20 protein-coding genes are annotated in these 24,786 nt (G+C 60.8%); 7 read left to right on the top strand and 13 right to left on the bottom strand.

Annotated features, from left to right (window positions below):
* The first annotated feature begins 109 nt into the window (after window positions 1-109).
* The 5 genes from TK06_RS29250 to fabB all read left to right on the top strand — a co-directional run bounded on the left by TK06_RS29250 (window position 110) and on the right by fabB (window position 7,060).
* Window positions 110-2,233: a TonB-dependent receptor plug domain-containing protein gene (locus tag TK06_RS29250; RefSeq protein ID WP_063324856.1), complete on the top strand. Its 2,124-nt coding sequence runs from the start codon at window positions 110-112 to the stop codon at window positions 2,231-2,233.
* Complete coding sequence (locus TK06_RS29245) at window positions 2,234-3,166, top strand: ABC transporter substrate-binding protein (RefSeq protein ID WP_063324855.1); 933 nt, start codon at window positions 2,234-2,236, stop codon at window positions 3,164-3,166.
* Window positions 3,163-5,064: an ATP-binding protein gene (locus tag TK06_RS29240; protein WP_063324854.1), complete on the top strand. Its 1,902-nt coding sequence runs from the start codon at window positions 3,163-3,165 to the stop codon at window positions 5,062-5,064. The genes TK06_RS29245 and TK06_RS29240 overlap by 4 nt, the downstream gene beginning before the upstream one ends.
* A 248-nt stretch (window positions 5,065-5,312) precedes the next feature.
* Entirely contained in the window at window positions 5,313-5,828 is a 516-nt protein-coding gene (gene fabA, locus TK06_RS29235; RefSeq protein ID WP_003204400.1) for a 3-hydroxyacyl-[acyl-carrier-protein] dehydratase FabA, read from the top strand.
* Between the two features lie 11 nt (window positions 5,829-5,839).
* On the top strand, window positions 5,840-7,060 hold the full coding sequence (gene fabB / locus TK06_RS29230) for a beta-ketoacyl-ACP synthase I (RefSeq protein WP_063324853.1): 1,221 nt from the start codon (window positions 5,840-5,842) through the stop codon (window positions 7,058-7,060).
* A gap of 89 nt (window positions 7,061-7,149) precedes the next feature.
* On the opposite strand, the gene TK06_RS29225 is transcribed toward fabB, so the two are convergent.
* Window positions 7,150-7,614 carry a DUF3859 domain-containing protein gene (locus TK06_RS29225; protein WP_063324852.1) on the bottom strand — a complete coding sequence of 155 codons (465 nt, stop codon included), beginning with the start codon at window positions 7,612-7,614 and terminating at the stop codon, window positions 7,150-7,152.
* A 184-nt stretch (window positions 7,615-7,798) separates the two neighbouring features.
* The gene (locus tag TK06_RS29220; protein ID WP_161951766.1) at window positions 7,799-8,815 is read right to left on the bottom strand and encodes an amidohydrolase family protein; all 1,017 of its coding nucleotides are present in this window, start codon (window positions 8,813-8,815) and stop codon (window positions 7,799-7,801) included.
* 120 nt (window positions 8,816-8,935) lie between these two features.
* On the opposite strand from TK06_RS29220, the gene TK06_RS29215 reads away from it, so the two are divergent.
* Complete coding sequence (locus tag TK06_RS29215) at window positions 8,936-9,796, top strand: pirin family protein (RefSeq protein WP_063325245.1); 861 nt, start codon at window positions 8,936-8,938, stop codon at window positions 9,794-9,796.
* A 125-nt stretch (window positions 9,797-9,921) separates the two neighbouring features.
* Here TK06_RS29215 and TK06_RS29210 read toward each other — a convergent pair whose 3' ends face one another.
* The 4 genes from TK06_RS29210 to TK06_RS29195 all read right to left on the bottom strand — a co-directional run bounded on the left by TK06_RS29210 (window position 9,922) and on the right by TK06_RS29195 (window position 13,647).
* On the bottom strand, window positions 9,922-10,650 hold the full coding sequence (locus TK06_RS29210; RefSeq protein ID WP_063324850.1) for a dienelactone hydrolase family protein: 729 nt from the start codon (window positions 10,648-10,650) through the stop codon (window positions 9,922-9,924).
* 70 nt (window positions 10,651-10,720) lie between these two features.
* On the bottom strand, window positions 10,721-12,625 hold the full coding sequence (gene htpG, locus TK06_RS29205; protein ID WP_060743152.1) for a molecular chaperone HtpG: 1,905 nt from the start codon (window positions 12,623-12,625) through the stop codon (window positions 10,721-10,723).
* An 87-nt stretch (window positions 12,626-12,712) separates the two neighbouring features.
* Complete coding sequence (locus TK06_RS29200; protein WP_063324849.1) at window positions 12,713-13,174, bottom strand: PaaI family thioesterase; 462 nt, start codon at window positions 13,172-13,174, stop codon at window positions 12,713-12,715.
* The gene (locus tag TK06_RS29195; RefSeq protein WP_063324848.1) at window positions 13,171-13,647 is read right to left on the bottom strand and encodes a PaaI family thioesterase; all 477 of its coding nucleotides are present in this window, start codon (window positions 13,645-13,647) and stop codon (window positions 13,171-13,173) included. The genes TK06_RS29200 and TK06_RS29195 overlap by 4 nt, the downstream gene beginning before the upstream one ends.
* 157 nt (window positions 13,648-13,804) lie before the next feature.
* Here TK06_RS29195 and TK06_RS29190 point away from each other — a divergent pair, with 157 nt between their 5' ends.
* Window positions 13,805-14,053, top strand: coding sequence for a hypothetical protein (locus tag TK06_RS29190; RefSeq protein WP_063324847.1), 249 nt, complete (start codon window positions 13,805-13,807; stop codon window positions 14,051-14,053).
* 72 nt (window positions 14,054-14,125) lie between these two features.
* Here TK06_RS29190 and TK06_RS29185 read toward each other — a convergent pair whose 3' ends face one another.
* From TK06_RS29185 to TK06_RS29155, 7 genes are all read right to left on the bottom strand, one after another.
* A complete protein-coding gene (locus TK06_RS29185) occupies window positions 14,126-14,863 on the bottom strand; it encodes a DUF599 domain-containing protein (protein ID WP_063324846.1) in 738 nt (245 codons plus the stop codon).
* Window positions 14,864-15,079: 216 nt separating this feature from the next.
* Entirely contained in the window at window positions 15,080-16,393 is a 1,314-nt protein-coding gene (gene brnQ / locus TK06_RS29180) for a branched-chain amino acid transport system II carrier protein (RefSeq protein WP_063324845.1), read from the bottom strand.
* A gap of 489 nt (window positions 16,394-16,882) precedes the next feature.
* A complete protein-coding gene (sucD, locus tag TK06_RS29175; protein WP_003179236.1) occupies window positions 16,883-17,767 on the bottom strand; it encodes a succinate--CoA ligase subunit alpha in 885 nt (294 codons plus the stop codon).
* Entirely contained in the window at window positions 17,767-18,933 is a 1,167-nt protein-coding gene (sucC, locus tag TK06_RS29170) for an ADP-forming succinate--CoA ligase subunit beta (protein ID WP_003179235.1), read from the bottom strand. The genes sucD and sucC overlap by 1 nt, the downstream gene beginning before the upstream one ends.
* Before the next feature lie 196 nt (window positions 18,934-19,129).
* The gene (gene lpdA / locus TK06_RS29165; RefSeq protein WP_063324844.1) at window positions 19,130-20,575 is read right to left on the bottom strand and encodes a dihydrolipoyl dehydrogenase; all 1,446 of its coding nucleotides are present in this window, start codon (window positions 20,573-20,575) and stop codon (window positions 19,130-19,132) included.
* Between the two features lie 113 nt (window positions 20,576-20,688).
* Entirely contained in the window at window positions 20,689-21,912 is a 1,224-nt protein-coding gene (odhB, locus tag TK06_RS29160) for a 2-oxoglutarate dehydrogenase complex dihydrolipoyllysine-residue succinyltransferase (RefSeq protein WP_063324843.1), read from the bottom strand.
* Between the two features lie 42 nt (window positions 21,913-21,954).
* Window positions 21,955-24,786: a 2-oxoglutarate dehydrogenase E1 component gene (locus tag TK06_RS29155; RefSeq protein ID WP_063324842.1), complete on the bottom strand. Its 2,832-nt coding sequence runs from the start codon at window positions 24,784-24,786 to the stop codon at window positions 21,955-21,957.

Raw genomic sequence — 24,786 nt, 5'->3', positions numbered from 1 at the left:
CTGTAGGAAGCTGACCATCAATTCCTAGGAAAATGCTGTCAACGCGAATGGAAAAGTCGTTCAGCTCGGTTAACATGCCCGCCATCCATCCCATCTCAAAGGCTGTGCCGTGTCCGTTGGCCCTTCCCGTCCTGGCTCGTCCCTGCTATTGGCACTGATCATCAGCCCGCCAGTGCTGGGCGACGACCTGTTCGTGGACAGCCAGCCCCTGCCCCAGGTGCTGACGGCCACTCGCCTGAAGCAATCACCAGCGGCTGTGCCAGGCAGCATGACCGTGCTCGACAGCGAGTTGATCAAGGCCAGCGGCGCCCGCGACATCAGCGAACTGCTGCGCCTGGTGCCGGGCATGATGGTCGGCAACATCAGCGGCAACCAGGCTGCCGTGAACTACCATGGCACCAACGCCAGCGAAGCCCGCCGCATGCAAGTACTGATCGACGGCCGCTCGGTGTACCGCGCCGGCCTGGCCACGGTGGACTGGAGCGATATTCCGGTGGCCATGGAAGACATCGAGCGGATCGAAGTCTTCCGCGGCCCCAACACCGTCAGCTACGGCGCCAATGCGCTGATGGCGGTGGTCAACATCATCACCCGCGCGCCGGCCGACAGCCACGGCACCCGGCTGAAAATCACCCGAGGCCAGCGCGGCATCAGCGATTGGTACGCCAGCCAGGGCAGCGGTTGGGACGGCGGCGACCTGCGGTTGTCGTTGTCCGGCCAGGAAGACGATGGCTTTGACAGCGACCGCAACGGCGCCGATTACCGCGACAGCCGCCGCCTGAACCGCTTCAACCTGTCCGTCAGCCAGACGTTGAACGAGCAGCAAAGTATCGACTGGCAATTGAACGCCAAGGACGGGACCAATCAGCGGCCCTACACCTACCACCCGGTGTTCGCCGGGATTACCGCCGCTGGGGATAACTCCGACGTGATCGCCAAGGACTACGCCGGCTCACTGCGCTGGAACCTGGACCTGGACGCCGACCACAGTCTTTATGTACAGGGCTCGATCCAGCATTGGGATCGCCAGCAGACCTGGCGCGCCTGCGACGCCGAGGTGTCCTTCAGCCCGCAATTGACCGACCTGTGGCAGCTCAATCCCTACTATGCCGAGAAGCTGGCGCGCAATATCCCCAGCTACATCAGCGGCGGCGCGCCAGCCGGCACACCACAGGAACAGGCGTTGGCCAATCAGGTGCTCGACCAGTGGCGCAACGGCGCCTCGCAAACCCTGTGCGGCGATATCGACCAGAGCACCCGGGAATCGCGCTACGACCTGGAGATCCAGGACACGCTGAGCCTGTCCGACAGCCTGCGGCTGGTCACCGGCGCCAACTATCGCTATGACCGGGCCGATTCGCAGACATACTTCAACGGCACCCTGGACGACACCACTTGGCGCCTGTTCGGCCAGCTCGAATGGCGGGCCACCGAGAATTGGTTGTTGCAAGGCGGCGCGATGTTCGAGGACACCCGCCTGACCGGCAGTTCGCTGACCCCACGGGTCGCGGTCAACTACCTGATCACCCCGCGCCACGGCCTGCGCGCGGTGTACTCCGAAGCCGTGCGCTCGCCGGACATGTTCGAGAACAACGTCAACTGGAGCTATCAGGTCACCAACCTGCAACCCGCCGCCTTCGGCCAGAACAGTGCCCGTTATTTCGTCCAGACCCGCGGCCCGGGTAACCTGGAACAGGAGCACATGCGCTCCCGGGAATTGGGCTACAACGGTTATTTCGTGGACCTGGCGCTGGCGGTGGACGTAAAACTGTTCCATGACGAAATCACCGGCATGATCAGCGAACCGTTGCGCAACAATCAGTACATCGCCAGCAACAGCAACGAATCGCAATTCTCCGGGGCCGAAACCCAGGTCGACTGGCGCGTGACCAGCGCCGACCGCCTGCGCCTGACCTATGCCTATGTCGACGCCCAGGCCAGCACCCTCCTCGACGAACAACTGACCGCCCGCAACAGCGGTTCGGCCGGCTGGCTACGGGATTGGGGACAAGGCTGGAACAGTGCGCTGTTCTATTACGCCGCCGACGCCCTCAATGGCTATCGCTACGAACGGGTAGACACCCGCCTCGCCCGGCGCATTTCCCTGGGCAAGGCCAGCCTGGAACTGGCGGGAGTCCTGCAACAGCGCCTGGACAACCAGCCCACCACGTTTACCGACAATCGCTACGACTCCCGCCATGTCGTGTACTTCAGCGCGGAGTTGTCTTTCTAGATGTCCCGACGCCCACCCCGCAAGACGCCATTTCATGGCCGCCTGACGCTAGCCCTATGCCTGGTGTTTGCCGGTTGGCTGGGGACCATCGAGGCCCGCGGCGCCGAAATCCTGCTGACCGGCGCCGAGGACAGCCCCGGCGTGCAATCTTTTACCCAGGCCCTGAAAACCCTGCGCCCTGAAGACAGCGTGCAGTTTACGCCGCTGGCCGACCTGCCAGCGCCAGACAAGCTGCCGGGCAATGTCCGCCTGATCCTGCTTGACCTGCCCAGCCTCGACTGGCGCCTGCAGGACGCCCGGGGCCCGGCCACCCTGGTGCTGCGCATCAGCCGCCAGCAAGCCCGCGATCGCCTGGGCGAAGCAACGCCCGCGCACCTGAGCCTGCTGTGGAGCGATCCACCGATGGCGCGGCAATTGCGGCTGATCCGCGCCATCCTGCCGCAGGTACGACGGGTCGGCGTGCTCTACGACACCCACAGCGAATTCCTGCTCAAGGACATTCAACAGGCCGCGGCACCGCTGGGCCTGACCATCGTCAGCGAACGCTGGGACAACACCAACGACAGCCGCCCCCTGCAAAACCTGCTGGGCCAGAGCGACGTGCTGCTGGGTCTCGATGACCCCGACTTGTACAACCCCAAGACCGTGAAGAACCTGTTGCTCAGCAGCTACGCCCGGCAACGCGCCCTGATCGGGCCCAGCGCCGCATTCGTCAAGGCCGGCAGCCTGGCCAGCACCTATAGCGACCAACAAGACTGGCTGGCGATTCTCGATGAGCTGCTCGACCGCCCCGCCACCACTTGGCCGCGCACCCTGTATCCAGACCGTTTCAAGGTCCTGGGCAACCGGCAGGTCTCCCGCTCGCTGGGGATCGAACCGATTGATGCCGAATCCGTCGCGGCAACGTTGGCCGAAGGAGAACACCGCCCATGACCTTGCGTCGCCGTTGGGACATCAACACCCGAACCCAGCTCATCGCCCTCGGCCCGGCGTTGCTGCTGACTGTGCTGCTGATCAGTTTCTTTACCTTCGTGCGGATCCAGGACTTGCGCCAGGAACTCAATCACACCGGGCAACTGATCGCCAACCAACTGGCCCCCGCCACGGAATACGGGGTGATTTCCGGCAACAAAGAAGTGTTGGAAAGCCTGCTCACCGCCACCCTGGCGACCCCACACGTGCGCTTCCTGGAGGTCCAGGACAGCACCGACAAGGTCCTGGTGTACGTCGAACAACCCGAGCAAACCCGCAGCCATGCCCAGCAGGTCGAAGTCTTCCAGGCCCCGGTGCGCTTGCAGCGCATCGCCCTGAACAATGATTTCCTGCAGGGCAACAGCCCATCCGTGGAGGCCTCCGGCGAAGATTACCTGGGCCGCGTGATCGTCGGCATGTCCAGTGACGCCTTCAGTCAGCGGCAACAGGAGATTCTGTTCAAGGCCGCGATCCTGGCGCTGTTCGCCCTGCTGTTCACCTTCCTGGTGGCGCGCCGGCTGGCGACTAACCTGTCCCGGCCGATCCGTGACATCGGCAACGCGGTCAAGGCCATCCAGCAAGGCGACTACAGCACCCCGCTCCCCATCGTCGATGACGCCGAACTGGGGGCCTTGTCGCGGCACATCAACAACCTGGCCGAGGGTTTGGGACAAGCCAGCCGCGAACAGCACCAGGCCATGGCGCAGTTGATCAAGACCCGCGAAGAAGCGGAAAAGGCCAACAGCGCCAAGTCCGAATTCCTGGCGATGATGAGCCATGAACTGCGCACGCCCATGAACGGCGTACTGGGCATGCTGCAGTTGTTGGAAACCACCCGCCTGACCGACGAGCAGCACGAGTACACGGCGCTGGCCTCGGAATCCACCGAACACCTGCTGAAGGTGATCAACGACATTCTCGATTTTTCGCGCATCGAACGCTCGGCCCTGGAGCTGGAGCACATCCCGTTCAACCTGGCAGAACTGGTGGGCAGTTGCGCGCAATCGTTCCAGCACAGCGCCGCGCAACGCAAGCTGGGCCTGGACCTGCTGGTCCCGGACGACATGCAGGCCTTGCAGGTCCAGGGCGATCCGACGCGGATACGGCAGATCCTGGTCAACCTGATCGGCAATGCACTGAAATTCACCGAGCAAGGCCGTGTCACCGTGCAATGCCAGTGGCAGGCCCTGGACCACGAACTGCTGTGGTTCACCTGCACGGTGCGCGACAGTGGCATCGGAATCCCGGCCGAGAGCCTGGAGCGCATGTTCGACGCCTTCCAGCAGGCCGACAATTCGATCTCCCGGCGCTACGGCGGTACCGGCCTGGGTCTGCCGATCGCCCGCACCCTGGCCGAGCGCATGGGCGGGACGCTGCGGGCCCAGAGCGAAGAAGGCCAGGGCTCGGTGTTCACCCTCGAAATCCCGTTGGCCCTGTCGCGCCAGACGCCACCGACCCTGGCGCCGCGCCTGCCCACCGGCAGCGGCGATGGTGAAGGCCGCAACGTATTGCTGGTGGAAGACAATCCGGTCAACCAGACAGTGGTCGAAGCCATGCTTCGCAGCCTGGGCTTCACCGTCAGCATCGCCACCGATGGCGCCCAGGCTGTACGCAGCGCCGAAAGCCTGATTTTCGAAGCGATCCTCATGGATTGCCGATTGCCCATCATCGATGGCTACGAAGCCACGCGGCAGATCCGTCAGTTGCCGGGCTGCGGCGAGGTGCCGATCATCGCCCTGACGGCCAACGCCTTGCAGGGTGACCGCGAAGCCTGCCTCGCGGCGGGCATGAACGATTACCTGGCCAAGCCGTTCAAAAGGAACGACCTGCAGCAGATTCTGCAGCGCTGGGTGAATTAGAACAGGTCACTGGACCATCTGTGACTGGCGTGAAAGGCGAAAGTGCGGCAGTCTTAGGCACCCGAACAAGCCTCGATTGGGGCTTGAATAAAAATTTCAGTGCACAGGTGTACATTCATTTCCCGTGTGCTGTGACTTTCACTACAACGCAATAGTCTATGAGTAGGCTGTCGATTCGAGGCATGAACGCTTCGGTCGGCCGGGAAGATTTGCCCCACCCTGCCGCATGGGACTATTGAGGAGCTCGCATGACCAAACAAAACGCCTTTACCCGGGAAGATCTGCTGCGCTGCAGTCGCGGTGAGCTGTTCGGCCCAGGTAACGCGCAACTGCCCGCCCCGAACATGCTGATGGTGGATCGCATCACCCATATCAGCGAAGAGGGTGGCAAGTACGGCAAAGGTGAATTGGTCGCCGAGCTGGATATCACTCCGGACCTGTGGTTCTTCGCCTGCCATTTCGAAGGTGATCCGGTCATGCCGGGCTGCCTGGGCCTGGACGCCATGTGGCAACTGGTCGGTTTCTTCCTCGGCTGGCAAGGCCTGCCGGGTCGCGGTCGTGCCCTGGGTTCGGGCGAAGTGAAGTTCTTTGGTCAGGTCCTGCCGACCGCCAAGAAAATCACCTATAACATTCATATCAAACGCGTCCTCAAGGGCAAGCTGAACATGGCCATTGCCGATGGTTCGGTTGCCGTGGATGGTCGCGAGATCTACACCGCCGAAGGCCTCCGGGTCGGCGTTTTCACCTCCACTGACAACTTCTAAGGGTTATCCGCATGCGCCGCGTCGTTATCACTGGTCTGGGCATCGTTTCGTGCCTGGGCAATGACAAAGAGACCGTCTCCGCTAACCTGCGTGCAAGTCGCCCTGGCATCCGGTTCAACCCGGAATATGCCGAAATGGGTCTGCGTAGCCAGGTTTCCGGCTCCATTGACCTTCCCCTCGAAGAGCTGATCGATCGCAAGATCTACCGTTTCGTCGGCCACGCGGCGGCTTACGCCTACCTGGCCATGAAGGACGCCATCGCTGACTCCGGCCTGACCGAAGAGCAAGTGTCCAACGTACGTACCGGCCTGATCGCCGGTTCCGGCGGCGCCTCGACCCTGAACCAGATGGAAGCGCTGGACATCCTGCGCGAAAAAGGCGTCAAGCGCGTTGGCCCGTACCGCGTCACGCGGACCATGGGCAGCACCGTTTCGGCCTGCCTGGCTACCCCCTTCAAGATCAAGGGCATCAACTACTCGATCTCCTCCGCCTGCGCCACCAGTGCCCACTGCATCGGGAACGCGGTCGAGCAGATCCAGTTGGGCAAGCAGGACATCGTGTTCGCCGGTGGCGGTGAAGAAGAACATTGGAGCCAATCCTTCCTGTTCGACGCCATGGGCGCGTTGTCCAGCAAGCGCAACGACACGCCGGAAAAAGCTTCCCGTGCCTACGACGCCGACCGTGACGGCTTCGTCATCGCCGGCGGTGGCGGCATGGTCGTGGTCGAGGAACTGGAACACGCCCTGGCCCGCGGTGCGAAAATCTACGCCGAAATCGTTGGCTACGGCGCCACATCCGACGGTTACGACATGGTCGCACCAAGCGGTGAAGGCGCTGTGCGTTGCATGCAGATGGCCATGGCTACTGTCGATGCCCCGATCGATTACCTGAACACCCACGGCACCTCGACCCCAGTGGGCGACGTGATGGAAATGAAGGGCGTACGGGAAGTGTTCGGCGACAAGGCGCCAGCCATCAGCTCCACCAAGAGCCTGTCGGGTCACTCCTTGGGCGCCGCCGGTGTTCACGAAGCGATCTATTGCATCCTGATGATGGAAGGCAACTTCATGGCCGGTTCCGCCAACATCGACGAGCTGGACCCAGAAGTGGCCGATCTGCCAATCCTGACCAAGACTCGCGAAAACGCCACCATCAATACCGTGATGAGCAACAGCTTCGGCTTCGGCGGCACCAACGCCACCCTGGTACTGAAGCGCTGGCAGGGCAAGTAAGCCCTGCCGTTACGCCGCAAAAAAAGCCCCGACTGGTTCGGGGCTTTTTTTGTCTGCCTTGTCCACTACAGGGTCCTGTGGGATGGAACTCAGCGCACCACAAACCGCTGCTGCGTCAGCAGCCGGTCGCCCTGGAACACCATGAACCGCCACTCTCCCGGCACCACTTCGTGGCTTTCGGTGAATTCGTAGGCCATGACATCCTGAGGCGCGCCGGGCACCAGTTTCTGGATGACCTCGAACTTGTCGTGGCGCACGCCATCGGGGGTGCGGATACCGGGCGTGAAGTACAACAGGGTCAACGGCTGGTCATCCGCGACCTTGCCGGCCAACTGGTAGCGCATGCCGAACTTGGTACCCAGCTTCGCCGGCACGCTCTCGGTCTGGCGGATCTGCTCATTGCTGCGACGCAGGACCCGCTCTCCCGATTGCAGTTCGGCTTGCGGCCCTTCGAAAACACCGTACTCCACCGGGCCTTCGACACGGACTTCGGCCTGTGCCAGGCCGCAGGTCAACCACAGCGCGACCAGTGCGCTTGAACGGGTGAGGTGCATAGTGCGCTCCTTGATTGAGATGAGCGCGAGGGTATGACGCGGGAGTGACAGGCTGATGACAAACCCTGCCCACCGATAATCCCGTGGCGAGGGAGCTTGCTCCCGCTCGACTGCGCAGCAGTCGCCAGATTTGGGGTTACTGCGTAGCCCAGCGGGAGCAAGCTCCCTCGCCACAAAAGCGGACTTAGCGGGCCACTGAGCGCGGCAATACCGCCAGAAAGTTATCCCGCGCCACCTTCCGCGCCACGTCTTCGGGCAAGGCATCGAGGAACGGATCGAAACCGCGCAACTCCTTACCAAGCTTGTTGAAACGTCCTACCACGTCCGACCCCACCATGAAACGCTCCGGAAAGCGCTCTACCAGGCGTACCCACTCCTGCCGAGGCTTACCCGCCTCGTCCAGCAAGTACGGCGTGAGCACGCTCCAGGACAGGTCTATGTACAGATTGGGATAGGCCTCGAGCATGCGGGTCAGGGTCGGCAACAGAAAATCCAAGCGGGTCTGGTGGCGATGGATTTCCATGCTGGTACCGGCGTGGGCCCAGATGAAGCGCGTGTGCGGATGATTGCGCAACGGCTCCTCGATTTCCGCCAGGTACAGCGGATTTTTCTCACGCTTGGAAGTGATGTTGGAATGCAGCATCACCGGCAGGTCGTTCTCGGCCGCCAAGTGATAGATCCGCGTCATGGCTTCGTTGTTGGCCCGCGGGGTGTCGCCCGAGGTCAGCGCAGTCAGGTCGTCATGGCGGGTAAACACCTCGCCGATGCCTTGCCACAAACCCGGGTAGAGATCGAGCATGCGCTGGATATGCGCGGCGGAGTTCTTGTCGTTGGGATTGAAGCCCGACAGGAATGGATGAAAGTGCCGGCGCTGCTCGTCGGTCAGCTTGCTCACCGCCGCGGCGACAATCACGTCGGTGGCGCTGTACCAATAGGCATCCGCATCGTCACCGGCGTAATAGCGAGGACGCTTGGGCTCGTCTTCATGCCATTTCTTGGCCACTGGCACACCGGAAATCATCACATGCTCGATGCGATTGTCCGCCATCGCCTGGAGCAACTTGGGCATGCCGGCGGTTTCCTGGAAGAAATCGACGTAATGCAGGTGCGCATCGCTGTAGGCATATTCGCGAGCCGCGGCACCGCTACTCGAAACAACCAGCAGCCAGGCAAAGATCAAACGGGTCAAAGGCACAGGCAGTCTCCAGAAGCCATGAGCAACATAGACCCCCGCCGTCCCGCTGGGGTTCAAGGCGTATCTGCCGCGCCTGCCGACGACGGGTTATGCTTCGTGCAACCGTTGTTCAACCTGGAAAACAACATGACCACTCCCCTGACCGTTCGCCCCCGCGCCGAAGATGTCGAAGGCCAGCCGATTCTTCGCCCGCTGCCGTCCGCCAAATGCCGCAGCGTCGGGCCTTTCGTGTTCTTCGATCACATGCTGCAAACCACCTACCCGGCGGGCAAAGGCATGAACATCCGCCAACATCCGCATATCGGCCTGTCCACCCTCACCTACCTGTTCGAAGGAAAACTCCAGCACAAGGACAGCCTGGGTTCCGACCAGGTGGTGGACGCCGGGGAGGTCAGTTGGATGACCGCAGGCAGCGCCATCGCCCATGTCGAGCGCACCCCCGAGTCATCGCTGGGCAGCGCGTTCGTCATGCATGGGTTGCAAGTCTGGCTGGCCTCGCCCAAGGCCCACGAACAAGGTCCCGGGCACTACAGCCATCACCCGGCACACAGCCTGCCCGTCAGCGAGAACCTGGGGGTCAGCATCCGGATGATCGCCGGGTCAGGCTTTTGCTTGGAATCGCCGGTGCCGGTGCTGTCGCCGACGCTTTACGCCGAACTGAACCTGCAGACCGCGACGACCCTGCTGATTCCCACCGAGCATGAAGAACGGGCGCTGTATGTCTTGAACGGCGAGGCGTCGCTGGACGGTGAGCCGGTGGAACCCCACTCGTTGGTGATACTGCCAAGCGGGGAAGAAATGACGCTGTTTGCAGAGAGCGACTGCCATGCCGTGCTGTTCGGCGGCGCGCCCCTGGACGGGCCGCGACGGATGAACTGGAATTTCGTCTCCAGCGACCCGTCACGGATCGACGATGCCCGTCGACGCTGGGCAGCCGGGGACTGGCCGACCGTGCCAGGGGAAAGTGAGCGGATCGAGTTGCCCTAGATTCACAACATCCCGTGGCGAGGGAGCTTGCTCCCGCTCGGTTGCGCAGCAACCGCAGAAAAAACGGGGCCGCTACGCAGCCCAGCGGGAGCAAGCTCCCTCGCCACGGGGTTTGCTTGAAGCACTCAGCCCTTGAACACTTCATCCAGCAAGTTATGCATCGACCGGAACGCCCGCCCGGCGACCTTGGCGTTGTACATCATCTTGCCCGGCACATTGGCCTGCGGGTCGGTGAACGAATGCACCGCACCGCCGTAGCTCAGCAATTGCCAATCCACCCCAGCGGCGTTCATTTCATCTTCGAAAGCCGGGAGCTGCTCTTTGGGCACCAGCGGGTCGGAGGCGCCATGCATCACCAACACCGCCCCCTGGATGTTCTGCGCATCCGCCGGATTGGGTGTATCCAGGGTGCCGTGGAAGGAAATCGCCGCCTTCAGCGGTGCGCCGCTGCGGGCCAGTTCCAGGGCGCAGCAGCCACCGAAGCAAAAGCCGAACGTGGCCAGCCTGGAAGTATCGACCTGCGCTTCGTCCTGGCTCTGCAGTTGCTCGAGCGCCGCCTGCATGCGCTTGCGCAACAACGCCCGGTCGTTCTTGAGGGGCATCATCGCCGCTCCCGCCTCATCGGCATTGCTCGGGCGGACCGTCTGCCCGTACAGGTCGGCGATCAACACGACATAACCGTTGGCCGCCACCGATCTGGCGATGTCCTCGGCCCCCGCCCCTACGCCCATCCAGTTCGGCGCCATCAGCAACCCCGGGCGCGAGCCCTGCTGGCTAATGTCGAAGGCCAGGCGGCCTTCATAGGTTTGACCTTCAATCTGATAGACCAGCGAACGAACCGTAACCTGACTCATGACGGACTCCTCTTCAATCGGAACACCAGAAATGAAAAAACCCGCCGAAGCGGGTTTTTCCTGCACTTGATTAAGCTGACAGTTCAACCAACAGCTTGTTCAGGCGACGCACATACGCCGCCGGGTCCTTCAGGCTGTCGCCAGCCGCCAGGGCCGCTTGGTCGAACAGGATGTGCGACAGATCGCCGAAACGCTCTTCGCTCTGCTCGTTGTCGAGTTTTTCCACCAGCGGGTGGGCCGGGTTGAATTCGAAGATCGGCTTGGAGTCCGGGACTTTCTGGCCGCTGGCTTCGAGGATCTGGCGCATTTGCAGGCCCAGGTCCTGCTCACCGATGGCCAGGATCGCCGGGGAATCGGTCAGGCGGTGCGAGACACGCACTTCGCTGACAGCATCGCCCAGGGCGGTCTTGATCCGCTCGACCAGACCTTCCTTGCTCTTGGCGACTTCTTCGGCGGCTTTCTTGTCTTCTTCCGAATCCAGGTTGCCGAGGTCCAGGTCACCACGGGCCACGTCGACAAAGCTCTTGCCGTCGAACTCGTTGAGGTAGCTCATCAGCCACTCGTCGATGCGGTCGGTCAGCAGCAGCACTTCGATGCCTTTCTTGCGGAAGACTTCCAGGTGCGGGCTGTTCTTGACCTGCGCATACGTTTCACCGGTCAGGTAGTAGATCTTGTCCTGGCCTTCCTTGGCGCGGGCCAGGTAATCGGCCAGGCCAACGATCTGCTCGCCATCGTCACCCTGGGTTGACGCAAAGCGTAGCAGGCCGGCGATCTTTTCTTTGTTGGCGAAGTCCTCGGCCGGGCCCTCTTTCATGACCTGGCCGAAGTTTTTCCAGAAACTCTTGTACTGCTCGGGCTCGTTCTTCGCCAGTTTTTCCAGCATGTCCAACACACGCTTGGTCAGCGCCGACTTCATGGAGTCGATGATCGGATCTTTCTGCAGGATTTCCCGCGACACGTTCAGCGACAGGTCGTTGGAATCCACCACACCCTTGATGAAACGCAGGTACAGCGGCAGGAACGACTCGGCCTGGTCCATCACGAACACACGCTGGACATACAGCTTCAGACCGCGTGGTGCTTCGCGCTGGTACAGGTCGAACGGCGCACGGGCCGGCACGTACAGCAGCGAGTTGTATTCCAGCTTGCCTTCGACCTTGTTGTGGCTCCAGCTCAGCGGGTTCTCGTAATCGTGAGCGATGTGCTTGTAGAACTCCTGGTATTCCTCGTCTTTCACTTCGGTGCGCGGACGGGTCCACAGGGCACTGGCGCGGTTGACGGTTTCCCATTCCACTTCAGGCTTTTCTTCGCCTTCGGCAGCGGTGACTTCCTTCGGCAGCTCAATCGGCAGCGCGATATGGTCGGAGTACTTCTTGATGATGTTGCGCAGGCGCCAGCCATCGGCGAACTCGTCTTCGCCGGACTTGAGGTGCAGCACAATGCGGGTGCCGCGATCGGCCTTGTCGACGGTGGCGACTTCAAACTCGCCCTCGCCCTTGGACGACCAGTGCACGCCTTCGCTCGCAGCGAGGCCGGCACGGCGGCTGAACACTTCGACCTGGTCGGCCACGATGAACGCGGAATAGAAACCGACGCCGAACTGACCGATCAAGTGGGAATCTTTCTTCTGGTCGCCGGACAGGTTCTTCATGAAGTCGGCGGTGCCGGACTTGGCGATGGTGCCCAGGTGCGTGATGACCTCTTCGCGGCTCATGCCGATGCCGTTGTCTTCGAGGGTGACGGTTTTTGCGTCCTTGTCGAAGCTCACACGGATTTTCAGCTCAGCGCCGCCTTCCAGCAATTCAGGCTTGGAAAGGGCTTCGAAACGTAATTTGTCGACAGCGTCAGAGGCGTTCGAAATCAACTCGCGAAGGAAAATTTCCTTATTGGAATACAGCGAGTGAATCATCAGGTGCAGCAGTTGCTTCACCTCGGTCTGGAAGCCCAGGGTTTCCTTTTGAGTTTCCACGCTCATGGTCATCAAACTCCAAGTGGATGGTGGTGTCCGCCTCGCTGAGATTGGCGGCGGGATGTCCTCAAGGTGGGGGCAACGCTGATGATTTCAAGGGCGATCCGGTTTTGACGGCTCCTGGATCTTGAAATGGGCCCGGGCAGTGGCGATGGGTTCGGCCTCGACGTCTTGCCAGGCGGTGATCGCGACGTTGGCGACCCGCCGGCCCTGGCGCCAGACCTGGCATTTGGCGTAGGTGTCGCGAAACTGTCCGGTGCGCAGGTAATCCAGGGAGAAATCGATGATTTTCGGTATGCCCGGCGTACCAGTGGCGATCAACAAATGCACGGCAGCGGCCAGTTCCATGAAACCGGCGATGACCCCACCGTGGATGGCCGGCAGTAAAGGGTTACCAATGTTGTCTTTGTTGGCCGGCAGGCGAAACAACAAGTCGTCGCCCTGGCGCGTGCATTCGACGCCGATGAGTTGGGCATAGGGAATCGAGGCGAGCAGCAGCGCGTAGTCGCCCTGCTCGCAGGCGCGGCGCAGTTGTTCCTGAAGGATATCGGTCATGGCTGGCCCACAGCGGTCATCGGACTACCCTTCCCCATTCCCCTGGCATGCTGGCCCAGGCGCATGAAGGTGCCCACCACATGGGCGATGGGTTGCTCGGGATCGTCCTGGTAGGCGAAACCCCGGGTGAAGATCACGTCTGGGGTCACCCGATAGCATTGCGCGAAGCCGTAGACATCCTTGTGGGGTTCGGCCGCGTGCATGTAGTCGATCCGCAGGTCGAGGGTGGGACAGACTTCGAATTGCGGCAGCACACACAAGGTCGACATACCACACGCGGTGTCCATCAATGAGGTCAACGCCCCGCCATGGATGATGCCCGTCAGGGGATTGCCGACGATTTTCGGGCTGAACGGCAGGATGACCGTCAGCCCGTCACGACTGGCACTGTGCAACTTCAAGCCCAGCACCTGGCAATGCCTGAGTGCGGATAAAAAACGTGTGGCACGCTCAAAAACGGGGTCTTCGGCCATTCGATCAACGCTCCAATGAGTGACGAGACCTGGCAACAGGCGCGATGCACAAAGTTCCATTGCAGTGCAAAGTTATATATCTGTTACGCAACAGGAACTTAATCCGAGGGGCGGCGTTCAAAAGGCCAGTAGTTATTTCCATAAGGAGAAACACCCCATGCGTAAGACTTTTGCTATTGCCTTGATGTTGGCCGCTTCCCTCGGCCTCGCTGCCTGCGATAAAAAATCCGAGGACAAAGCTCAAGATGCCAACCAACACTCCCAAGAAGCCCAGCAGAAAATGGGCGAAGCACAGGATAAAGTGAACGAAGCGGCGAAAGAAAACGCCGAAGCCGCCAAAGCTCAGTCTGAATCGAACAGTGCCGCCCAGCAGGAAGCACCTGCTACCGCGCCTAAAACCAACTGATACGGTTTTAGCAGTGAAGGAAAACCCGCCTGATGCGGGTTTTCTTTTGCCTGCGATTTGGCGGCACGCTTGTCAGGCCGCCTCCTTGCCCACCTCGGACACTGGCGCTTCGGTGGGGGTATAGACCATCACGTCCAGCACATCGGAGTGAAACTCGCGCTGATACAGCACGAACACCACACCGGCACTCATCAACATGAATAACCAGGGGCTGACGAACCACGCCAACATGGTCATGCCGAAATAATAGGAACGCAGGCCAAAGTTGAACTGGTTGGCGGCCATGGAAATGACCCGCGCAGCCCTTAGTGCAAAGGCCTTGCGCTCCTGCTCCGACACATGGCGCTCACCAATCATCGGTGCCGAGCCAATCAGGACTGCCGCGAAGTTGTACTGGCGCATGCACCAACTGAACGTGAAGAACGCATACACGAACACCAGTGCCAGGCACAGCAACTTGACCTCCGCCATGCCCTGGGACGCCTGCTGCACCAAGGGTATGTCCGCCAGCAACGACACCGCCCGATCGGACGCCCCGAGTACCGTCAGGATACCGGCCAGGATGATCAATGTGCTGGAGGCGAAGAAGGATGCGTTGCGCTCCAGGTTGCCGATCACGCTGGCATCGGCGATACGGTTCTCACGCAGCAGCATGCGGCGCATCCAGTCTTCGCGGTACAGGTGCATCACGCTGGCCAGGCACGCCGTGTCGCGCGCCTTCCAGGTGGCATAACGGGTGTAGCCCGCCCAGCAGATGATGAACCAGGCGGCGGCAAGCAGGTGGATCAGGTTGGCTTGGATGAATGACATTCGATTTCCTGTATGTCTAAAAACATGACGTCTAAAGCCAGACTTGCCTTGAAATGCCGACCTGTGGGAGCGAGCTCCCACAAGGTTTTGTGCAAGCCTTTCAAGACACTGCTTCGACGTTAGCCCACGGAAAAAGACACTGCACTCAAAAAAAATGCCCCGTATCGATTGATACGGGGCATTTCGGTTCTTGCCGATGAATCTGCCTGTAGCCGCTTAAGCCAACGCTTCGCTGCGCTTGCCCAGCAGGCGATCGCACACCACCGCGACCGCCAGGGTCATCACCGAAGGCACCAGCCAGGCCAGGCCCTGCTCGCTCAGCGGCAGGTGGGCCAGTTGCGTCGGCATCCAGTCTGCCAGGCCGGCGCCCTTGAGCGCGTCGATCAGGCCAAACAGGAACGACACCAGCATCACCGGGCCAACGATGCGCCCCTGCTCGTGCCAGAAGTCCTTGCAGAAGCTCAGGGCCACCAGGGCGATGCACGGTGGATAGATCGCGGTGAGGACCGGAATCGAGAACGCGATCAGCTTGGTCAGGCCCAGGTTGGACACCAGCAGCGAAAACGCCGCCAGGATCACCACCAGGGTCTTGTAGGACAGCGGCAGGACACGGCTGAAGTACTCGGCGCAGGCGCAGGTCAGGCCGACTGCGGTCACCAGGCACGCCAGGGAGATGAGTACGGCGAGGAAGCCACTGCCCAGGCTGCCGAAGGTGTGTTGCACGTAGGCATGCAGCACAGCGGCGCCGTTGGTCGCCCCTGCGGCCACCTCATGGCTGCCGGAACCGAGGCGGAACAGGCTGACGTAAACCAGCGCCAGGCCCACCCCGGCGATCAGCCCGGCGATGATCGCATAGCGGGTGATCAAGGCCGGCGACTCGACGCCCCGGGAACGGATCGCGTTGACGATGACGATGCCGAACACCAAGGCGCCCAGGGTATCCATGGTCAGGTAGCCGTTGATGAACCCTTGGGAGAACGGCGCCGCTATGTACTCGGGGGTCGCCACGCCGATATCACCCGCGGGCAAGGCAAACGCCGCGATGCCGAGCACGGCCAGGGCGATGATCTTCAGTGGCGCGAGAAAGCGCCCGACGGTGTCCAGCAGGCGGCCCGGGTAGAGCGAGATGAAAAACACCAGCAGGAAATACGCTGCGCTGTAGAGGAACAGGGCCAGCGGGCTTTCACCGGTCAACGGCGCCAAGCCGACTTCGAACGAAACGGTGGCGGTACGCGGCGTGGCGAACAACGGGCCGACGGCCAGGTAGCACACCGCCGCCAGCAACCCGCCGGCGACCTTGCCGATAGGGCTGCTCAAGGCGTCCATCGCACCGCCCACCTTGGCCAGTGCAACCACCGTGATGACTGGCAGACCAACCGCCGTGATCAAAAAGCCCAGCGCCGCCATCCAGACATGAGGCCCGGACTGCAAACCGACGATAGGCGGGAAGATGATGTTACCGGCCCCGACGAACAGGGCAAATGTCATGAAACCAAGCGCCAGGATGTCCTGGCCTTTCAACACTTTCATTAAGGAAACCACACTACTGAATCGGAATTTAGAGAGGGATTTCCCTTATGGGTGAGGGAAATGCTGCCGATCCGTATGGGACCGACCCGTTTAGCGCGGCGCTTCCTTGTGGGCAGCGGTCGCAAAAATGGCTGCTAGCCTAACGAATTTAGCGAAAAAACGCACTGTTAAGGGGCGAACTATCCGATACGCGACATTCCAGTGTCGCGTTTACGTATCTATTTTTCGGCTCGCGGCGGAATTTTCAGGAGCCAGCCCCCCGTGGCGAGGGAGCTTGCTCCCGCTGGGCTGCGAAGCAGCCCCCATACAGGCGACCGTATTCATTCAGACAAAATGCGTTGCCTGGTTTACGACTGCTTCGCAGCCGAGCGGGAGCAAGCTCCCTCGCCACAAGAGCCGCCGCCACAACACATGAATTTTCAAGGGCCAGAAACGACAAAGGCCACCCGAAGGTGGCCTTTGTTGCTGGAACAAAAAGTCAGCCGAAGCTTACTTCTTCATTTCCCAGCCAGTCAGCTCGGCCAGGGCCTTGCCGATGTCTGCCAGCGAACGCACGGTTTTCACGCCTGCGTCTTGCAATGCAGCGAATTTCTCGTCTGCAGTGCCTTTGCCGCCAGAGATGATTGCGCCAGCATGGCCCATGCGCTTGCCCGGAGGAGCAGTCACACCAGCGATGTAGGAAACAACCGGCTTGGTCACGTTGGCCTTGATGTAGGCAGCCGCTTCTTCTTCAGCCGAACCGCCGATCTCACCGATCATGACGATCGCTTCGGTCTTCGGGTCTTCCTGGAACAGCTTCAGGATGTCGATGAAGTTCGAGCCTGGGATCGGGTCACCGCCGATGCCGACGCAAGTCGACTGACCGAAACCGGCGTCAGTGGTCTGCTTCACAGCTTCGTAGGTCAGGGTGCCGGAACGGGAAACGATACCGACCTTGCCTGGCAAGTGAATGTGACCTGGCATGATGCCGATCTTGCATTCGCCTGGAGTGATCACGCCTGGGCAGTTAGGGCCGATCAGGGTGATACCCAGCTCGTCGCACTTGACCTTGGCTTCCAGCATGTCGATGGTCGGGATGCCTTCGGTGATGCAGACGATCAGCTTGATGCCGCCGAACGCTGCTTCAAGGATGGAGTCCTTGCAGAAAGGAGCTGGAACGTAGATCACGCTGGCGGTGGCGCCAGTGGCGGCTACAGCGTCTTTCACGGTGTTGAACACTGGCAGGCCCAGGTGCTCGGTGCCGCCCTTGCCCGGTGTTACGCCGCCAACCATCTTGGTGCCGTATTCGATGGCTTGCTGGGTGTGGAAACTACCTTGCGAACCGGTAATACCCTGGCAGATAACCTTGGTGTCTTTATTGATCAGGACGCTCATTATTTGCCCTCCGCAGCTTTAACGACTTGTTGAGCAGCGTCGGTCAGGCTGGTAGCAGCGATGATGTTCAAACCGCTTTCTGCCAGTACTTTAGCGCCCAGCTCAGCGTTGTTGCCTTCAAGGCGAACAACAACCGGGATTTTCACGCCAACTTCTTTCACGGCGCCGATGATGCCTTCGGCAATCATGTCGCAGCGAACGATGCCGCCGAAGATGTTGACCAGTACTGCAGCGACGTTAGTGTCGGACAGGATGATCTTGAACGCTTCGGTTACGCGTTCCTTGGTAGCACCACCGCCCACGTCGAGGAAGTTGGCTGGCTTGCCGCCATGCAGGTTGACGATGTCCATGGTACCCATGGCCAGGCCGGCACCGTTGACCATGCAGCCGATGTTACCTTCCAGGGCTACGTAGTTCAGTTCGAACTTGGCAGCGTGCGCTTCGCGCGGATCGTCTTGCGACGGATCGTGGAAAGTCTTCAGCTTAGGCTGACGGTACATGGCGTTGGCGTCGATGTTGATCTTGGCATCGAGGCAGTGCAGGTCGCCGTCGGCCTTGATCACCAGCGGGTTCACTTCCAGCAGTGCCAGGTCGTGGTCCTGGAACAGCTTGGCCAGACCTACGAAGATCTTGGCGAATTGAGTGACCTGCTTGCCTTCCAGGCCCAGCTGGAATGCCAGCTCGCGACCCTGGAATGGCTGTGCGCCAACCAGTGGATCGATGGTGGCCTTGAGGATTTTCTCAGGGGTGTCGTGAGCGATTTTCTCGATGTCCACGCCACCTTCGGTGGAAGCCATGAACACGATGCGGCGGCTCGAACGGTCAACGACAGCGCCCAGGTACAGCTCTTTAGCGATATCAGTGCACGATTCAACCAGGATCTTGGTGACTGGCTGACCGTTGGCGTCAGTCTGGTAAGTCACCAGACGCTTGCCCAGCCACTGCTGTGCGAAGGCTTTGGCGTCTTCTTTGCTGCGAACCAGCTTGACGCCGCCCGCTTTACCGCGACCACCGGCGTGAACCTGGGCTTTGACAACCCATTCGCTGCCGCCGATTTTGTCGCAAGCTTCTGCTGCCGCTTCCGGGGTGTCTACCGCGTAACCGGTGGATACTGGCAGGCCGTACTCAGCGAACAGCTGCTTACCCTGATACTCGTGAAGATTCATGCTTATTACCGTCTTCGTTAGGTACTGCGCATTCGGTGCTGCACCGTTCTGGTGCCGCACCACCTGTGACTGCTGCTTGCGTAGCGTTCCAGTTAACCGGTTCGGCTACGCAAGGCTGCGTCCAGCGGATATTCCGCGGTGAGTCTTGCTCGCAAGGCTCACGACGGGCCATACCGCCGTGGTTTCTTATTGTCTATTAACGCTTCTTGCGGTTGGCCACGTGGATGGCGCCGCCATTTACGGCCAGGGCCGCTTCGTGCAAGGCTTCGGACAGGGTCGGATGGGAGAAGACCATCATGCCCAGATCTTCAGCGCTGGTGCCGAATTCCATGCCGATCGCGCCTTGCTGTACCAGCTCGGCAGCGCTCGGGCCAATGACGTGAACGCCCAATACGCGATCCGTCTTGGCATCGGCGATGACTTTCACAAAACCACCGGTATCGTTGGCTGCCATGGCACGGCCACTGGCTGCAAACGGGAAGGTGCCGACGTTAACTTCAACGCCTTCGGCTTTCAAGGTCTGCTCGGTTTTACCGACCCATGCGATTTCCGGGTGGGTGTAGATAACCGATGGGATCAGGTCGTAGTTTATCTGGGCTTTGTGGCCCTTGATGCGCTCGACGACCATGATGCCTTCTTCGGAGGCCTTGTGTGCCAGCATCATGCCGCGAACCACGTCACCGATGGCGAAGACGCCCGGTACGGTGGTGGCGCAGAAATCATCAACCTTGATGAAACCGCGCTCGTCGAGTTCCACGCCGCTATCGGCAGCCAGCAGATCGGTGGTCACTGGACGACGGCCGACCGCGACGATCAGCTTGTCGAAAGTGATGGTCTGTTCGCCATTGGCGTCGGTGTAGTTGACCACGACTTCTTCGCCGTTGACCTTCGAACCGGTCACGCGAGCGCCCAGCTTGATGTCCAGGCCCTGTTTGGTCAGGGTTTTCAGCGCTTCCTTGGAGACCGCGGCATCGGCGGCCATCAGGAAGGTGTCGAGGGCTTCCAGTACGGTCACTTGCGCGCCCAGGCGCGACCATACCGAACCCAGCTCCAGGCCGATCACGCCGGCGCCGATCACGCCCAGGCGTTTTGGTACGCTCTGGAATTCCAGGGCACCGGTGGAATCGACGATCACGTTCTGGTCGACCGGAGCCGGTGGAATGTCGATCGGACGCGAGCCTGGCGCCAGGATGACGTTTTCGGCTTCGATCACTTCAACCGAGCCGTCTGGCTTGGTCACTTCGACTTTCTTGCCCATCAGCAGCTTGCCGTGGCCCTGGATCGAAGTCACGCCGTTGGCCTTGAACAGGGTGGCAACACCCGAGGTCAGGCCTTTGACGATGTTGGCTTTGCGGCCAACCATGGCAGGCACGTCAATGGTGACATTTTCGCGGTTGACACCGCCAATACCGTGAATGGCCAAGCCGTCTTGCGCTTCGTGGAACTTCCAGGAGCTGTCCAGCAGCGCCTTGGAAGGAATGCAACCGACGTTCAGGCAAGTACCGCCAAGGGCCAGCTTGCCCTCTTTGTCGGTGTATTTCTCGATGCAGGCAGTGGTGAGGCCCAGTTGCGCAGCCTTGATGGCCGCTACGTAGCCGCCAGGGCCCGCACCAATCACTACCACGTCGAATTTCTGAGTCATGAGTCATTCCTTTTCGAATCAAACCGAACGGTCACTTGTGGTGACCGTCGTGGGACGAAACCGGTTGTTTCAGCAAGAGGCCGGTCACAACAGACCGGCCCTCGCGGCGAAAATCAGATATCCAGCAGCAGACGAGCCGGATCTTCAAGCAGGTTCTTGATGGTTACCAGGAACGTCACGGCTTCTTTACCGTCGATCAGGCGGTGATCGTAGGACAGCGCCAGGTACATCATCGGACGAATCACGACCTGACCATTGATCGCCATAGGACGCTGCAGAATGTTGTGCATGCCCAGGATAGCCGCTTGCGGCGGGTTGACGATCGGGGTCGACATCATCGAACCGAATGTACCACCGTTGGTGATGGTGAACGTACCGCCGGTCATCTCTTCGATGGACAGCTTGCCGTCACGGGCCTTCTTGCCGAAGGTGGCGATGCCGCCTTCGATTTCGGCCAGGCTCATCAGTTCGGCGTTACGCAGTACTGGAACCACCAGGCCACGGTCGCTGGAAACAGCAACACCGATATCGGCGTAGCCGTGGTAGACGATGTCCGAACCGTCGATCGACGCATTGACCGCCGGGAAGCGTTTCAGCGCTTCGGTGGCAGCCTTGACGAAGAACGACATGAAGCCCAGGCGTACGCCGTTGTGGGACTTCTCGAACAGATCCTTGTACTTCGAACGCAGGGCCATGACTTCTGTCATGTCGACTTCGTTGAAGGTGGTCAGCATCGCCATGTTCGACTGGGCTTCGACCAGACGCTTGGCCACGGTAGCGCGAACGCGGGTCATCGGAACGCGTTTTTCAACACGGTCACCGGCAGCGAACACCGGCGCGGCAGCGGCAGGCGCAGCAGCCTTGGCCGGAGCAGCGGCTGGAGCGGCTTTCTTGGCGGCAACGGCGGCAACCACGTCTTCCTTGGTCACACGACCACCCTTGCCAGTGCCGGCAACGGAAGCGATGTTGATGCCGTTCTCTTCGGCGATCTTGCGCGCGGCCGGGGCAGCGACTGGATCGTCTTCACCGTCGGCAGCTGGAGCAGCGGCCTGGGCAGCGGCAGGCGCAGCGGCGGCGGCCGGAGCAGCGGCAGCAGCGCCGCCCTCTTGGATCGAGCCCAGTACCTGGTTCGACAGGACGGTAGCGCCCTCTTCGGCAATGATTTCGCCGAGCACGCCGTCAGCTTCGGCCAACACTTCCAGAACGACTTTGTCGGTTTCGATGTCGACGATCAGTTCGTCGCGCTTGACCGCGTCGCCCGGTTTTTTGTGCCAGGTGGCAATGGTGCCATCGGCAACCGATTCCGGGAAAGTGGGGGCTTTGATCTCGATAGCCATTATCTGTGGTTCCTTAAATTCGGTTTCAGGTGCGCGAAGGCGTTAAACGGTAAAGGCATCTTGCAGCAGTTTTTCCTGCTGCTCGGCGTGCATCGACGCATAACCACACGCAGGTGCAGCGGACGCATCACGGCCGGCATATTCAAGACCCAGGGCCTTGTTATGGTTGCCAATGCTGCGACGCAGGTGATGCTGGCTGCTGTACCACGCGCCTTGGTTCATCGGTTCTTCCTGACACCACACCACATGGGTGAGGTTGGTATAAGGCGCGATGGCCTCCATCAGGTCTTCTTCCGGGAACGGGTAAAGCTGCTCGATACGCACGATGGCGATGTCTTCGCGGCCTTCGGCACGACGTTTTTCCAGCAGGTCGTAGTAGACCTTGCCGCTGCACAGGACCAGGCGAGTGACCTTCGCCGCGTCCAGGGTGTCGATTTCCGAAATAACGGTCTGGAACGAGCCTTCGGCCAGGTCTTCGAGCGTGGAGATCGCCAGCTTGTGACGCAGCAGCGACTTCGGTGTCAGCACGATCAGCGGCTTGCGCAGCGGACGGATGACCTGACGACGCAGCAGGTGGTAGATCTGTGCCGGCGTGGTCGGTACGCAGACCTGGACGTTGTGCTCGGCACACAGTTGCAGGTAACGCTCCAGACGTGCCGACGAGTGCTCCGGCCCCTGCCCTTCATAACCGTGTGGCAACAGCATGGTCAGACCGCAGAGACGGCCCCACTTGTGCTCACCACTGGTGATGAACTGGTCGACCACCACCTGGGCACCGTTGGCGAAGTCGCCGAACTGGGCTTCCCAGATCACCAGCGCATTCGGCTCGGTGGTGGAGTAGCCATATTCGAACGCCAGGACGGCTTCCTCGGACAGCAGCGAATCGTACAGGTCGAAACGTGGCTGGCCCTTGTACAGGTGTTGCAGCGGGATGTAGGTGCTGGCGTCTTTCTGGTTGTGCAGCGCCGCGTGGCGGTGCGAGAAAGTGCCGCGGCCTACGTCCTGGCCGGTGATGCGCACAGGGTGACCTTCGAACGCCAGGGTCGCGTACGCCATGGTTTCGGCATAACCCCAGTTGATCGGCAGGCCGCCGGCTTGCATCTTCTGCCGGTCTTCGTAGATTTTCGCGACCTGGCGCTGAACCACGAAGCCGTCCGGGATTTCTAGCAGCTTGGCGGACAGTTCCTGCAGGGTCTTGAGGTCGAAACGGGTGTCGTGACGCGCGGTCCAGGCGTGGCCCAGGTATGGACGCCAGTCCACGAACAGCTCTTTGTTCGGCTCTTTGACCAGGCTTTTTACAACGTGCAGGCCATTGTCCAGGGCATTGCGATATTCATCGACTTTTTCCTGGACGCGCGCAGCATCCAGCACACCGCTCTGGGTCAGGCGCTCGGCATACAGCTCACGGGTGGTGCGCTGCTTGGCGATCTGCTGGTACATCAGAGGCTGGGTGCCGCTTGGCTCGTCGGCCTCGTTGTGGCCGCGACGACGGTAGCAGACCAGGTCGATCACCACGTCGCGCTTGTACTGCATGCGGTAGTCGATGGCCAACTGGGTCACGAACAGTACGGCTTCCGGGTCATCGCCATTCACATGGAGAATCGGCGCCTGGATCATCTTCGCAACGTCGGTGCAGTACTCGGTGGAACGCGAGTCTTCAGGGTTGCTGATGGTGAAGCCGACCTGGTTGTTGATCACCAGGTGGATGGTACCGCCCGTCTTGAAGCCGCGGGTCTGCGACATCTGGAAGGTTTCCATGACCACGCCCTGACCTGCGAACGCAGCGTCACCGTGGATGGAAATCGGCAGGACCTTTTCACCGGTCGGATCGTTGCGACGGTCCTGGCGAGCACGGACCGAACCCTCGACCACCGGGGAAACGATTTCCAGGTGGGATGGGTTGAAGGCCATGGCCAGGTGCACTTCGCCGCCTGTGGTCATCACGTTGGACGAGAAGCCCTGGTGGTATTTCACGTCACCGGAACCCAGCTCGACCTTCTTCTTGCCTTCGAACTCGTCGAACAGCTCGCGCGGGTTCTTGCCGAAGGTATTGACCAGCACGTTCAGGCGACCACGGTGGGCCATGCCAATGACAACTTCCTTGGTGCCGTAGGAACCCGAACGCTGGATCAGCTCGTCCAGCAGCGGGATCAGGCTTTCGCCACCTTCCAGGCCGAAACGCTTGGTGCCCGGGTATTTGGTGCCCAGGTACTTTTCCAGGCCTTCGGCGGCGGTGACGCGCTCGAGCAAGTGGCTCTTGATATCAGCGGAGTACGTCGGACGACCACGAACGCTTTCCAGACGCTGCTGGAACCACTGGCGCTGCTCGGAATCGACGATGTGCGTAAATTCAGCGCCGATGGTGCGGCAATATGTCTGCTGCAACGCTTCGTGAATTTCGCGTAGGCTCGCTTCCTCTTTGCCGATGAACAGGTCGCCGGCACGGAAGGTCGTATCAAGGTCGGCATTGGTCAAGCCGTAATGAGTGATCGACAGGTCTGCAGGTGCAGGACGCTGCCACAGCCCCAGCGGGTCAAGCTGGGCTGCCTGGTGGCCACGCATCCGGTAGGCCTGGATCAGTCGCAATACTTCAACTTGCTTCTTCTCGTGTTCGGAGCTCACGCTGCCGGCAGATACCGGTTGAGCGCGGCGCTGGTTCTTTGCCAGCAACACGAAATGATCGCGAATCGTCGAGTGCGAAACATCAGTGGCAGAATTACCGTCGGCCGGTAGCTTCTGAAAGTAGGTGCGCCATTCTTCTGGCACAGCGTTAGGGTCGTGCAGGTAGAGCTCGTAAAGCTCTTCCACATAGGCAGCGTTACCACCGGAAAGGTGGGCACTGTTCCACATGCGCTGCATCACGCTTTCTTGCAT

This window comes from Pseudomonas fluorescens (assembly GCF_001623525.1).
Lineage (GTDB): Bacteria > Pseudomonadota > Gammaproteobacteria > Pseudomonadales > Pseudomonadaceae > Aquipseudomonas > Aquipseudomonas fluorescens_Q.
Note: the sequence above shows the minus strand (reverse complement) of the source record. Positions and strands in the feature narration are given on the sequence as shown.